Here is an 11,738-nt window from a genome sequence, read left to right on the forward strand (position 1 = left end):
GCCTTTGTTGCCGGTCAGCCGCGTTGCGGCACACCTTTCTGGCCAGCCTTGCGGTTGGGGGCCATGCCGTTGGCCAACAGGGTTTCTTCGATACTCTGGTACTGCACACCGATGCGGTAGATCTCACGGGCTTCTTTGCCGCTGGCGATTTCGCGCCCCAGCTCATGGGCGACACGCACGGTTTGCTCGATCTGCTGCACGGAGCTGAACCGTCTGCCCTTCTGATCAATGATCGTGTCTTCGATACCCACGCGTGGGTGCAGCCCCATGGACAGCGCCATGACATTGAACGGCAGCACGTTCTTGAGCAGCGATTCGGCGGTCAAGGTGCAGCCGTCCGGCGCGCGGTGGACAAAGTTGAAGAAGTTGAACGGATTGGGGCCATCGAAACCACCGCCGATGCCGATCCAGGTCAGGTTCAACGGCCCCATGTACACGCCCTTGCGCACCAGGCGCTCCAGGGTTTCCATGGCATGCATGCCGGTCAGCTGGAAATGCGGCTGCACACCCGCCGCCATCAGCCGCCGCAAATGCTCCGCCACCCAGGCCGGGCCTGCTGGTACGGTCATCTCGCTATAGGCCGCCTGATAGGCCGGATTCGCCAGGGACGTGCCTTCCAGGTATTCCGGATACAGCAGCTCCATGATGTTCATCTGAGTGGTGTTGATCGCCACCGTGACCTGATCCGGTTTTGGCGTCAGCTCCGCCAGCATGTGGCGCGTATCGTCAGACAGCCACTTGGCGGCTTCACCATCGCTTTCGGGCGCGAAAGAAATCGAACCACCGACCTGGATGATCATGTCCGGCACAGCTTCGCGCACACCGGCGATCAACTCGTTGAACTTGGACAGGCGCTTGGAACCCTTGCCGTCCAGTTCGCGCACATGCAGGTGCAACACCGTGGCACCGGCCTCATAGCAATCGACCGCTTTCTGCACTTGCTCATCCATGGTCAGCGGGATGTCTTCGGGGAAGTCTTCCGGCATCCACTCAGGGCCATACGGGGCCACGGTGATGACCACTTTTTCCATGTTTTCCGGGTGCAGGGAATCGTCGAAGAATTGCATGAGTTACTCCTTTTATTATGGTTGTACGCCCACGCCGGGGACGTGCCGGGCAAGCCTGTAGCAAGTACGAATGCAGAGACGGTCGATCAGTAAGTCTTGTCGCCGATGATCCCGGCACGTTCCATCTTGCGGTGGCACGGCGGGTAATCCATGACGGCGTAGTGCTGGGTACTGCGGTTGTCCCAGATGGCGATGCTGTTGGGTTTCCAGCGCCAGCGCACCTGATACTCGGGGATGTACGCCTGGCTGATCAGGTAGCGCAGCAACTCGCTCGCGCCGGGGTTGGCGTCCTGGCCAAAACGTACCCGCTCAGGGGTGTGGTAGTTACTCAAGTGGGTGGTAAAGGCGTTGACGAACAGCACCTTTTCCCCGGTTTCCGGGTGGGTACGCACCACCGGGTGCTCGGCATCCGGGTACATCGCCTTGAGCGCCAGGCGTTTTTCGATCGGCATGGCGGCACCAAAGCTCGCTTCGATACTGTGGCGGGCGCGCAGATCGGCAATCTTCACCTTGATGTCATCCGGCAAGCGCGCGTAGGCCTCCACCATGTTGGCCCACATGGTGTCGCCCCCAACCGGTGGACACTCCACACAACGCAATACGCAGCCCATCGGCGGCGCTTCGCGCCAGGTTGCATCGGTGTGCCAGGCGTTCTCGTAGCGGTCCATCGGCTGGTCCGGGCGCTTGTAGATGCGCACCAGGCCTGGATGATCCGGGTCACTGCCAGCCACCGGATGATCCTCCAGCTCGCCGAAGCGACGGGCGAAGGCCACATGCTCGGCGCGGCTGATGTCCTGATCACGCAGGAACACCACCCGATGTTTGAGCAACTGAACCCGAATCTCGGCAAAAAGACCGTCGTCATGGAGGGCGTCAGCGAGGTTCACGCCAATCAGTTCCGCGCCAATGCTGCAGGTCAACTGTTCGACTTTCATGGAGGGCGACTCCCTTAAATGACGAAGATTGATGAACCCGTGGTCTTGCGTGACTCCAGGTCGCGATGAGCCTGCACGGCATCCTGCAAAGCATAGTGCTGGTTAATCTCGATCTTGATTCGACCGCTGCCGACGAGGTCGAACAGTTCACCCGCCAGGGCGGCTTTTTCCGCCGGGTCGGCGATGTAGTCCGCCAGAGCCGGGCGGGTCATGAACAGCGAGCCTTTCATTGCCAGCAGCACCGGATCGAACGCCGGGATCGGGCCGGACGCCGTGCCGACGCACACCATCAGGCCGCGGCGCTTGAGCGAATCCAGGGAGCCCATGAAAGTATTCTTGCCAACACTGTCGAACACCACGTTGACCCCAACACCATCAGTCAATTCGCGAACGCGCTGAGCGACGTCTTCATGGCTGTAGTTGATGACATGGTCGCAGCCATGGGCCCGGGCGATTTCACCCTTGACCTCGGTGGACACGGTACCGATGACCGTCAGGCCGAGCAGCTTGGCCCACTGCGAAACGATCAGGCCCACACCACCGGCAGCAGCGTGTAGCAAAATGCTGTCGCCAGCCTTGAAATCGTAAATGCGCCGCATCAGGTACGACGATGTCAGGCCGCGCATGGTCATGGCCGCGGCCGTCTCGAAACTGATGGTTTCCGGCAGCTTGATCAGCGGCGCGGCCGGGATCAGCCGCTCAGTGCTGTAGGCCCCCAATGTATTGAGAAACCCGGTGTAGGTGACGCGGTCGCCGACCTGTACCTTGGTAACCCCCTCGCCGATGGCCTGGACCACACCGGAAGCTTCAACCCCCATGCCATTGGGCATCGGAATCGGGTAAGTGCCATTGCGAAAGTAGGTGTCGGCATAGTTCAGGCCGACTGCCACATGACGAAGACGGACCTGGCCTGGACCGGGTTCGCCGACGTCGACCTCTTCATAACGAAGAACGTCGGGACCACCGGTTTCGTAGAAGCGTACGGCTTTGGCCATGTTGTCTTATTCTCCAGTCTGCAATATTGGCGTGTCGCGTCGATTGGCGCTGATTGGACTCTAGGACGCAGTCTGACGGGCCGCTTCTCATCAGACGACAATGGCTTTTCATTTCGTGACAGCTACCGGGGGCGCGGCATCAACGCCTGCGATGGATGACTTATCCAGTGCCTCTCGATACCCTGCGCACCTCGGTGCCTGACGGTGTTCCAGGTCAAACCACTCCCCATCCAGACGAGCAAGTCATGAAATCCCCTGCAGGTTTGCTGCTGTCGGGTATTGAGCTGGACCGTGCCAGCTCCATCCCCCTGTACCGCCAACTCTATTTGCAGATTCGCCAACAGGTTCTCAGTGGAAAAATTCAAGGGGGCGTGCGCCTGCCGTCAACCCGGACCTTGAGCAAAGAGCTCGCACTGTCGCGGATCACCATCCTCAATGCCTTCGATCAGCTGATTGCCGAAGGTTTTCTGGCGTCACGGACCGGGGCCGGTACCTATGTCGGCAATGAGTGGGAAAACCGTGGAATGGCCGACGATGAACGGCAGCGCCAGCCTCCCCGCCTGTCCGATCTGAGCCAGTCCATGCTGTCGTTGCGCAGCGATCATTTTCGAGGAGTTAGCTATGCCGACTGGGATCCGGCAAGCCCTACCTCGTTCCTGCCCAGCCACAGCACTTACGACGCGTTCCCGCAACACATCTGGAAGCGCCTGATGAACCGCCACCTGCACAAGCCGACCAAGGCCATGCTCGGCTATGGCGAACTGCAAGGCTTGCTGGCTCTGCGCAAGGCGATTGCCGAATACGTCTTTGATGCCCGAGGCATCGACTGCAGTGCCGAGCAAGTGGTCATCGTTTCCGGCGCCCAACAGGCCTTTAACCTGCTGGGCATGCTGTTGCTCAATCCACAGGACAGCGTGTGGATGGAGGATCCGGGGCATATCGCGGCGCGAATCGCGCTCCAGGCCCAGGGTGGTCTGGTGGTCCCGCTGCGTATCGACGAACAGGGGATCGACATCCAGCAAGGCCTGGCTCAGTGCCCTGACGCCCGCCTGGTGTTTACCACGCCGTCTCGCCAGCATCCCCTGGGCGTCACCATGAGTTATGCGCGGCGCCATGAACTCATCGACTGGGCTGCGCACAACCAAAGCTGGATCATCGAGGACGACTGCGACAGTGAGTTTCACTACAACGGCCGCCCCCTGCCTGCGCTCTATGCGATGGACCAATGGGCTCGGGTGATCTATGTCGGAACGTTCAGCAAAGTCCTGTTCCCCTCGCTACGACTGGGTTACGTGATACTGCCGCAGGCCTTGATCGAACCCTTCTGTACCTTGCGGGCGGTCATGGATCGCAGCCCGCCCACGCTGCTCCAGGCCGTGACGGCAGACTTCATGCGCGAAGGCCACTTCCTTGGGCACATCCGCCGTATGCGTGCGCTGTACCAGGCTCGCCAGAAAGCACTGGTCGAGCAGCTGCAGCAACGGCTGGGCGGTTTCTTCAAGATCACCCCGGTGGAAGCCGGCATGCACCTGATCGCCTGGTTGCCAGAGGAGCTGGATGACGATGCCATCGCCAAGGAACTGGCCCGGCACAACATCCACACGTATGCCCTGAGCGACTACTGCCTTGAACATGTCCTGCCACCGGCCCTGTTGATCGGCTTTGCCGGCACGCCTGAAAGCCAGGCCGAGGAGCGCGTCGAAGCACTGGCCCAGGCCTTGTCCGACATGGGCTGCCTGCAGCAGGCCACTTGAGGCAAGGCAAGTGGTCTTATGATTTAACTGATAATGGATCTATCGAGAGTTCCTGACTGGCGCGATAAAGGCTGCGCCGGCAGACCCGGCGTCTGAACCAGGAATGACTCGAATGAACAATAAGATCCAGGAACGATTCCATGCCTTGCTCAGCCATAAGGCTGTCGAGGCCGGGGCACCTCCCGCACTGACTGAAGCACTGGCCCGCCAGTTGCTCGACCGACTTGGGCAGGTGCGCCTGTTTGCCCATGCCTACCCCTTGCTGACCAACCTCACCCATGGCCGCGTCACGCCTGCCGACCTGCTGGACTTCGCCTATCGCCACGAGTTGCAGGGGCTGAGCCTGCACTTGCTCGACGGTGAGGAAAACAGCCTGAGTCAAATGACACCCGCGCAACTTCGAGCGTTTGCCGAGAAGGCCCATGCGCTCGCACTGGATGTGCACCTGGAAATCAGCAGCACACTGAAAAAAGACGTCGATCAGGTTATCGGTATTGCCAAGGCCCTCGGGGTGCGCAACATCCGTGTTTACTCGCGCTACGAGGGCACGCTGTCACGGGTCATGGACGTGATCGAATCAGACCTGCATTACCTCGCGCAGCAAGCTGACGAGCACGATCTGTTCTTCGACTTCGAGCAGCATGAAGAACTCAAGAGTGCCGAAATCGCGCACCTGCTGAACCGCCTCAACCATCCTCGACTGCATGCCTTGTTCGACTTCGGCAACATGATCAACGCCTGCGAACAGCCCCTGCCGGCGCTCCGTACCCTGGCGCCGCACATACGCCAGACCCACCTCAAGGGCGTGCGCATCGTCCCCGAGCAAAACGGCTTCGGCCATTACGGCGTGCTGCAGGGTTGTGACGAAGATGACCTGCCCAGCGCACGCATGTTGTTCGAATTGCTGATGCTCGGCGAATCAACCCCGCAAGTGATTGCATTCATCCTCGAGCAGGAAAACCACTACGTCGCCCCGGCATTCCGCCAGACCTTCGAGGCTGCCGACCCGTTCATTGCCTATCGGGAAATGAGTGAAACGCCGCTGCCAGTCGGCTACTCGCTGGAGCGAATGCTGGCCGATGAACACCGCTGGGCAAACAACCAGGTTGCCTATGTACGAGGTCTGCTGGCCGAGTTCCGGACCCTGGCCGAACTGACCCTGGATAACCGCGCAAACGCCTGAACCTGACGTTACTACCCGATTACGCCTGGAGAACAATAATGACAACTCGTGACAAGGCCAAATGGCTCAGATTCCTGATTCTCATCCTCGGTGGCGGCACCATCTACAAGTTGGCGAACCTCAAAGACGCCTTCTATGTGCCGATGCAAACGTTCATGGGATTGACCCATACTGAAATCGGCTTGCTGCTGAGCGCCAACGCCATTATCGCCACCGCGCTGTTTGTCGTCGGCGGCCTGCTGGCGGACCGATACGACACACGCAAGCTGATTCCCATCGGCCTGCTCGGCACCGGCAGCCTGGGGCTCTACCTTGCGACCTTCCCGCCCTTCAGCAACCTGCTGATCGTGTTCAGCCTGTTGGCCGTCTGCGCCGATTGCATCTTTTGGCCTTCACTGCTCAAGGCCATCCGCAACCTGGGTGACGATCAGGAGCAGGGTCGGTTGTTCGGTCTTCTGGAAGGCGGGCGTGGGGTCATTGATACCCTGGTCGCCTTTTCTGCGCTGGGCGTCTTCGTCGCCATGGGCTCCGGTGAGGCCGGTCTGAAATCGGCGATCCTGTTTTACTCGGTCATCGACATTCTTGCCGGCACCCTGACCTGGTTCCTGCTCAAGGGCGGCACCGCGCAGTCGAGCGCCAAGCCGAAGAACGGTCTGTCGAACCTGCTCGAGGCCATCAAGGTCCCGGGTATCTGGCTGGTCAGCCTCAACGTGTTCATGGTCTACATCGTCTACTGCGGCCTGACCTATTTCATTCCCTACCTCAAGGACATGTACGAACTGCCCGTGGCACTGGTGGGCGCCTACGGCATCATCAATCAGTACTTTCTCAAGATCCTCGGCGGGCCTGCCGGAGGCTTCATTGCCGACAAACAGTTCAAGAGCACCAGCCGCTATCTGAAATGGGCGTTCCTGGCTTTGCTGCCGCTGATGGGCGTGATCATGCTTATCCCGAAAAGCCCGAGTTTCATCTACGCGGGCATGGCCGCCACCCTCTCCTTCGCGCTGATAGTTTTTTCCATGCGCGGTGTGTTCTGGGCGCCCATGGGTGAAATCGGCATTCCCCAGCACATCACCGGCTCAGCCTTCGGTATTGGTTGTCTGATCGGCTATGCGCCAGGCATGTTCGCCTACGTCATCTATGGTGCAATCCTCGACCATTTCCCCGGCCAGCAAGGCTACAACTATGTCTTCAGTTTGATGAGCGTATTGGCCATTCTTGGGTTCATGGTGTCCAGCCTGCTGTATCAGGCTGTCCGCAATAACGCCACGACCACCGGCGAAGTCAGCGCAGTGCGAACCTGAACATCGGCGCGGTTAGCGGAAACCGGGCCGTAGTGCCTCGTCCTGAAACAGGTGCTGCATGGGCAGCGGATCGCCCCTGCAGCAACCTCGTTATCCACGTGAGTATTCACGTCGCGGCCGGAAGCTATCCGGACGGTCACGCTGACGCCACGCGGTCTACCGACCACGATGATCGATCAACTCAAACGAGCTTCTGCCCGATCCACACCCGCTTATTTCGCCGAGGGTAGAGACAGGTGCGCAATGGCAGCTTGAGCCATTTCAATCTCGGCGATGGCATCTTCAGCATGGTCGGGCTTGACCCAATTAAACTCGGGGTCACTAATGATTGCGCGAATTGACTTCCTGCACAGCTCGTCGGCTGCCACGCCTTGTCGCCCAGCGACGGCCATTACCGTTTTAAGCGCTATCTCAAGCGCTACCACACGATCTTCGCTCATGACACGCAACCCTCTCTGTAGAGCATTAAGCGTAGATCAATCCCAAGGTCAATGAATCATGCTCCCTGGGGCCGAAAACGAGAAAAGCCCTGCACGCGTAAACCTGCAGGGCTTTTTGGTCATGCTGATCTCACATTAAGCCGGAAAGGACTTCACTGGCCGCATGTCCTCTCGCCCGAAAGTACGCTCAAGCGTTCAACCCTCACCGGATCAACAAGCATATACAATGCGCATGAGCACATTACAAACTGGTGCCCAAAACACAAAAAGGAAGATGTGTGTTATTCCGAATCTGAACGCCACACGTTCAGTGATAGTGCTGATGCCTGGCACCCTCTCTCATTCATGCACATCTCTGACACGTTCTCGTCCCCCAGCATGAGTAAGACAATGCTTCGCTCCAACACCCGATGGTTATGGCTTTACTTCCCGATGAGCTGGATTGCCGTAGGGGGTGTGCTTCTGCACATCGTTTTCTACGACTGGACCCTTCTGACGCCCAAGGATGTCGGCGGTACCCTGTTCGGCGGTGCCATGTCCACCCAACTGTTTCTCAGCGGCTGGGCCGTTGCCACCCTCGGCCTGATAGTGGCCATCCTGCTACGGCTGCCGGGGTCGATTCTCGCCTGGATCACCGCCGGGCTTGTGCCGCTGTGCATCGGTGGCTGGTGGCAATTGAACTACCCGGACGATGCCAACGGCAATCTGCTTTACAGCCCCGTACAGGCCGATATCACGATTGCCATGCTGATCGGTGCAGCGATCCTGGCCAGCGGTTTGTATGCCCGTTCCAGGGCAAAAACGGCGTCCAGAAACGCGTCACTCTCCGGGCTGAAAATATTCGGGAAAACCGTGGCTGCAGCAACGTTGAGCGCATTTTTTATAGCCGTGCCACTGACCTTCCTCAAGCAGCAGGCATTGCCCTATTGCGCCTTCAGCAAGGAAGGTCAGCAGTTGTCGGTCTGTTTGAGCAAGGAGGATGTACATACGATTGTGGAATAAACACGCTGATGCCTACTGGCTAGACGTTTACGTGACCAGAGTAAAACATGCCCCCGAGCTCCATGTTCAACGTCTGGCGTCAATCAGTAGATCGGATGGCATGTACCTGATGGCTTTCGCAATGCGCAAACAATATGGCGAACGTGACACAGCTCGATCAGTCGCTTCATGGCGAAGAAACTTACGTCTGCGGCGATACGGGAGACACCAAAGTGGGTAAGCGCCCGTAGCGTGGACCAATCCCCCTGAAACAGTACGACTAGAGGAAAGATCCATGAGTTAAGGACAGGAAAGATCTGTTTTTCGACCAACTCATGATTTTTTGAACCTCAAGTAGCGAGGGCATGAAAAATCGGTAGGTACTTCAGTCTTTCCTTAGAGCGCACTAAACAACGCAAATACACCCACCACGGCCCACAGCACTGACACATACTGCATGGGCACATAAAACAACGTGTGTTTCTTGCGAAAGATCACTTCGCCACCCGTGTTTTTATCTATGTAGGTTTTGCCCGGCTGGTTATTCAGCTTGTGGCCAATATAGGCGTTGACGGCCGCACCAACCAATAGACCGACTCCCAGCCCAAGCCCATTGAAGAGCCCAGCGAAAGGCACCATGCAGAGCAGCGGGATAAGAATCGAAAGAACACCCCAGCCTTGCCAAATAATAAAAAACATAACACGTCCCTGGTTAATTTTTGAGGCGCGCAATCTAACAAAAAAGTAGCGCCGCGGCAATAACTTGAAATCAATTACCAGCAACATGATGAATCATGCGAACAAAGGCCCTGATTAACGAATAAAACGTGTCATTCGACAATCGCCCCCCGTCAACCGGGCCTCGTTTATTTCACTGTCAACGTCTATTTCGACGGATGTATTTTTACCGAACGCCTTGTCAGGGCATAAGCCTGATGGCTCAGTAGTTGACGCAGAGTGAATAGCCCTCGGGTACACAGTGTCGTCAAGCCTGATCACGCCGTCACGAACCAATGAAAGAGCCGCAGCAGCCAGGGAGGGTCTGAAGTAGTCATGTATTTCTGGCTGACTCCAGCCTCTGCCGATCTTGAACGCGGCGAATCAATCAAAGACGATCAGGTCACTCGCTCATTTCTGTGTTTTTAGCCACTGCGAGCACCTCGCGGCAACCATTCCCCACATTACAGGCGCACCTCTCTCGCACTCGTCAGTAAATATCTACGCGCCACCCACAAGTTCGACAGCGCAAACGGTGTCACCCCTTTTAGATGTACGTCACCCGCGCAGCTCTATGGCTGCTCGTACAGGCAGGCTTAACCGCGAATGCGGCGCTCAGTGAACTCATAATCTTCCTGGCAATCGCCGGAAGGGTCTGACGCCACATTCACGTAATGCACCGTGTCGGCATCGATCAACTTGTAGGTGTAGACATCTGGCAAACGCACTCCATCAGTTCTCAATTCGTTCTTGCCATTGGCGGCCGACCAGCGGCCATGTTCGGTTTGAATCGGCTGGGTCTGCTGGGCATCCCGGAAAAAGGTGATGGTGAAGCTGCCGTCGGGCTTGAAGTCATTGTTCCAGGATAGGAACTGGCATTTGCCGTTTTCTGCCCGCAGACCTTTCCACGAACCAATCAAGGATGGATCGTTGGCCGGCTTGTTGGCGGCGCAGCCACCTAACGTTGCAGCCAGGACGATAAGGCTCAGGGAAAAATTCCGTTTCACGTAGTGCTTCCTTCTTCAAATGGATTCTGTGTGTTGCGATGGCTCAGCGTTGACTTAAATCGGTCTCAAAGGCCCGGTACGCTCGCGACGGGAATACGCGTTTCTGACTGAGTGACATCGTAGACATGCTGTTCACAGCGGTCATCCACAAACTGAAACTCCACCAGATAGACCTTGCTTCGTTCCGGTGTGAAAGTGCTTCTGACCGGGCCACATCGGTAGCGACTGCCAATGCTCTCGCCACTGGCGTAACCTGATACCACGAACGGTTGATCGGCGTCGGCTTGTACTTCCAACTGCGGGAAGTGCTTCAAAGTGGCGCTGTGGACCGTTTCGTTGAGCGTGGCAATCCAGCCAAACACCTTGCCCCGGCCGGTATCCGCAACAGTTCCCTGCACATCCATTCGCTGGTCAGGATCCGTTGCGCGCCTGATCGAAAACTCAACTGGGAAGGTGGCACCCGACGCTTTCATGATGACCTTGGCGTGTTGCGTATCGACGGTCACTTTGTCCTGGTGCAGTTGGATGCCGTTATTGAGCAAACTGGGGGAAGAGTCTCTGACGTTGGATTTACACCCTGGCAACGTCAGAATCAGGCTCAACATCAGCAGTGAAGTTTTTTTCATGAACACTCCATGTACATCATTAAAAATTACTTGCCGCCCGACTGGGGTGTCTCAGGAGCAGACAACGTTGCCTGTTCCTTTTGCACTTCATCAGCAGCCGTGAGAAGAAGGGACCGCATTTAATATTCTACGATGCCGACAGACATGACGTCTATTTCACGTTGATCACCACTGTCGATGCGAGCATATCCCCCAATCTTTTCCGGGATCCAAAAAATATGAACATCCAGTCTATTAAGGACAGAGAAAACTTCAGGAAATTACGATTAAATGATTGAAGGTAACTGCACCCTAAAAGACTAAACTCATCAACAGCTGAAATCTTCATCATTTTTTTGCCAATGCTTTGACCATCCCAGATAGCGTCAGAAAACAAAAAATATCCGCCGCCGAATACCATACCCGAGAGAGAGGCAATACTGTACAGGCCTACAAAGCTCAAAACCATGATGTTGACAGACATCAGAAAGAGGACGATGACTGAGTCAATGATCTGAGCAGCTAATCGACGGATCAGACTGGCCAAATCGGGAGAGTGTTGCTGTGCGCGCCCATCCATTCTGAACTCCATGTTATCTCTTGACTGCCAGATCATTGTAATAAATAACTGAAAAGTAGGCAGATTTATTTTTGATGCGCCTGACAGGACTATTGTCTAGTCCTGAAATAGGTTTACACCTGTTTCACTTCAACGCCCGATGCACCGCATCGGGCGTTTTGTATTTCAAA

12 protein-coding genes are annotated in these 11,738 nt (G+C 56.8%); 4 read left to right on the top strand and 8 right to left on the bottom strand.

What is annotated here, in order from left to right; translation table 11 throughout:
• Positions 1 to 14 precede the first annotated feature (14 nt).
• The 3 genes from AC1RJ3_RS09680 to AC1RJ3_RS09690 form a co-directional block, all read right to left on the bottom strand.
• A complete protein-coding gene (locus tag AC1RJ3_RS09680; protein ID WP_347929580.1) occupies positions 15 to 1,067 on the bottom strand; it encodes a beta-keto acid cleavage family enzyme in 1,053 nt (350 codons plus the stop codon).
• A gap of 86 nt (positions 1,068 to 1,153) precedes the next feature.
• Entirely contained in the window at positions 1,154 to 2,002 is an 849-nt protein-coding gene (locus AC1RJ3_RS09685; RefSeq protein WP_347929579.1) for a TauD/TfdA dioxygenase family protein, read from the bottom strand.
• Between the two features lie 14 nt (positions 2,003 to 2,016).
• Positions 2,017 to 2,997, bottom strand: a complete 981-nt coding sequence (locus AC1RJ3_RS09690) for a quinone oxidoreductase family protein (RefSeq protein WP_493078628.1) — start codon at positions 2,995 to 2,997, stop codon at positions 2,017 to 2,019.
• Between the two features lie 245 nt (positions 2,998 to 3,242).
• Here AC1RJ3_RS09690 and pdxR point away from each other — a divergent pair, with 245 nt between their 5' ends.
• From pdxR to AC1RJ3_RS09705, 3 genes are all read left to right on the top strand, one after another.
• Entirely contained in the window at positions 3,243 to 4,751 is a 1,509-nt protein-coding gene (gene pdxR, locus AC1RJ3_RS09695; protein WP_493078630.1) for a MocR-like pyridoxine biosynthesis transcription factor PdxR, read from the top strand.
• A 112-nt stretch (positions 4,752 to 4,863) separates the two neighbouring features.
• Positions 4,864 to 5,934: a sugar phosphate isomerase/epimerase family protein gene (locus AC1RJ3_RS09700; RefSeq protein ID WP_493078632.1), complete on the top strand. Its 1,071-nt coding sequence runs from the start codon at positions 4,864 to 4,866 to the stop codon at positions 5,932 to 5,934.
• Between the two features lie 38 nt (positions 5,935 to 5,972).
• Positions 5,973 to 7,238 (top strand): MFS transporter, encoded by a 1,266-nt coding sequence (locus AC1RJ3_RS09705; protein WP_493078634.1) that lies wholly within the window; start codon positions 5,973 to 5,975, stop codon positions 7,236 to 7,238.
• A gap of 212 nt (positions 7,239 to 7,450) precedes the next feature.
• Here the strand turns inward: AC1RJ3_RS09705 and AC1RJ3_RS09710 are convergent, their stop codons facing one another.
• The gene (locus AC1RJ3_RS09710) at positions 7,451 to 7,678 is read right to left on the bottom strand and encodes a hypothetical protein (RefSeq protein ID WP_103315127.1); all 228 of its coding nucleotides are present in this window, start codon (positions 7,676 to 7,678) and stop codon (positions 7,451 to 7,453) included.
• A 390-nt stretch (positions 7,679 to 8,068) separates the two neighbouring features.
• On the opposite strand from AC1RJ3_RS09710, the gene AC1RJ3_RS09715 reads away from it, so the two are divergent.
• On the top strand, positions 8,069 to 8,680 hold the full coding sequence (locus tag AC1RJ3_RS09715) for a hypothetical protein (protein WP_347929574.1): 612 nt from the start codon (positions 8,069 to 8,071) through the stop codon (positions 8,678 to 8,680).
• 375 nt (positions 8,681 to 9,055) lie between these two features.
• Here AC1RJ3_RS09715 and AC1RJ3_RS09720 read toward each other — a convergent pair whose 3' ends face one another.
• The 4 genes from AC1RJ3_RS09720 to AC1RJ3_RS09735 form a co-directional block, all read right to left on the bottom strand.
• Positions 9,056 to 9,445: a hypothetical protein gene (locus AC1RJ3_RS09720; protein ID WP_493078637.1), complete on the bottom strand. Its 390-nt coding sequence runs from the start codon at positions 9,443 to 9,445 to the stop codon at positions 9,056 to 9,058.
• A gap of 527 nt (positions 9,446 to 9,972) precedes the next feature.
• On the bottom strand, positions 9,973 to 10,383 hold the full coding sequence (locus tag AC1RJ3_RS09725; RefSeq protein ID WP_493078639.1) for a hypothetical protein: 411 nt from the start codon (positions 10,381 to 10,383) through the stop codon (positions 9,973 to 9,975).
• Between the two features lie 65 nt (positions 10,384 to 10,448).
• Positions 10,449 to 11,009 (bottom strand): hypothetical protein, encoded by a 561-nt coding sequence (locus AC1RJ3_RS09730; protein WP_103315123.1) that lies wholly within the window; start codon positions 11,007 to 11,009, stop codon positions 10,449 to 10,451.
• Between the two features lie 151 nt (positions 11,010 to 11,160).
• Positions 11,161 to 11,580, bottom strand: a complete 420-nt coding sequence (locus AC1RJ3_RS09735) for an RDD family protein (RefSeq protein WP_347929571.1) — start codon at positions 11,578 to 11,580, stop codon at positions 11,161 to 11,163.
• Positions 11,581 to 11,738 lie beyond the last annotated feature (158 nt).

The organism is Pseudomonas sp. GW822-FHT04C11, assembly GCF_058800905.1.

What these genes read in the sequence shown, in the direction of transcription:
- AC1RJ3_RS09680 (WP_347929580.1), bottom strand. Translation starts at nt 1,067, where the DNA reads ATGCAATTCTTCGACGATTCCCTGCACCCGGAAAACATGGAAAAAGTG.
- AC1RJ3_RS09685 (WP_347929579.1), bottom strand. Translation starts at nt 2,002, where the DNA reads ATGAAAGTCGAACAGTTGACCTGCAGCATTGGCGCGGAACTGATTGGC.
- AC1RJ3_RS09690 (WP_493078628.1), bottom strand. Translation starts at nt 2,997, where the DNA reads ATGGCCAAAGCCGTACGCTTCTACGAAACCGGTGGTCCCGACGTTCTT.
- pdxR (WP_493078630.1), top strand. Translation starts at nt 3,243, where the DNA reads ATGAAATCCCCTGCAGGTTTGCTGCTGTCGGGTATTGAGCTGGACCGT.
- AC1RJ3_RS09700 (WP_493078632.1), top strand. Translation starts at nt 4,864, where the DNA reads ATGAACAATAAGATCCAGGAACGATTCCATGCCTTGCTCAGCCATAAG.
- AC1RJ3_RS09705 (WP_493078634.1), top strand. Translation starts at nt 5,973, where the DNA reads ATGACAACTCGTGACAAGGCCAAATGGCTCAGATTCCTGATTCTCATC.
- AC1RJ3_RS09710 (WP_103315127.1), bottom strand. Translation starts at nt 7,678, where the DNA reads ATGAGCGAAGATCGTGTGGTAGCGCTTGAGATAGCGCTTAAAACGGTA.
- AC1RJ3_RS09715 (WP_347929574.1), top strand. Translation starts at nt 8,069, where the DNA reads ATGCTTCGCTCCAACACCCGATGGTTATGGCTTTACTTCCCGATGAGC.
- AC1RJ3_RS09720 (WP_493078637.1), bottom strand. Translation starts at nt 9,445, where the DNA reads ATGTTGCTGGTAATTGATTTCAAGTTATTGCCGCGGCGCTACTTTTTT.
- AC1RJ3_RS09730 (WP_103315123.1), bottom strand. Translation starts at nt 11,009, where the DNA reads ATGAAAAAAACTTCACTGCTGATGTTGAGCCTGATTCTGACGTTGCCA.
- AC1RJ3_RS09735 (WP_347929571.1), bottom strand. Translation starts at nt 11,580, where the DNA reads ATGGAGTTCAGAATGGATGGGCGCGCACAGCAACACTCTCCCGATTTG.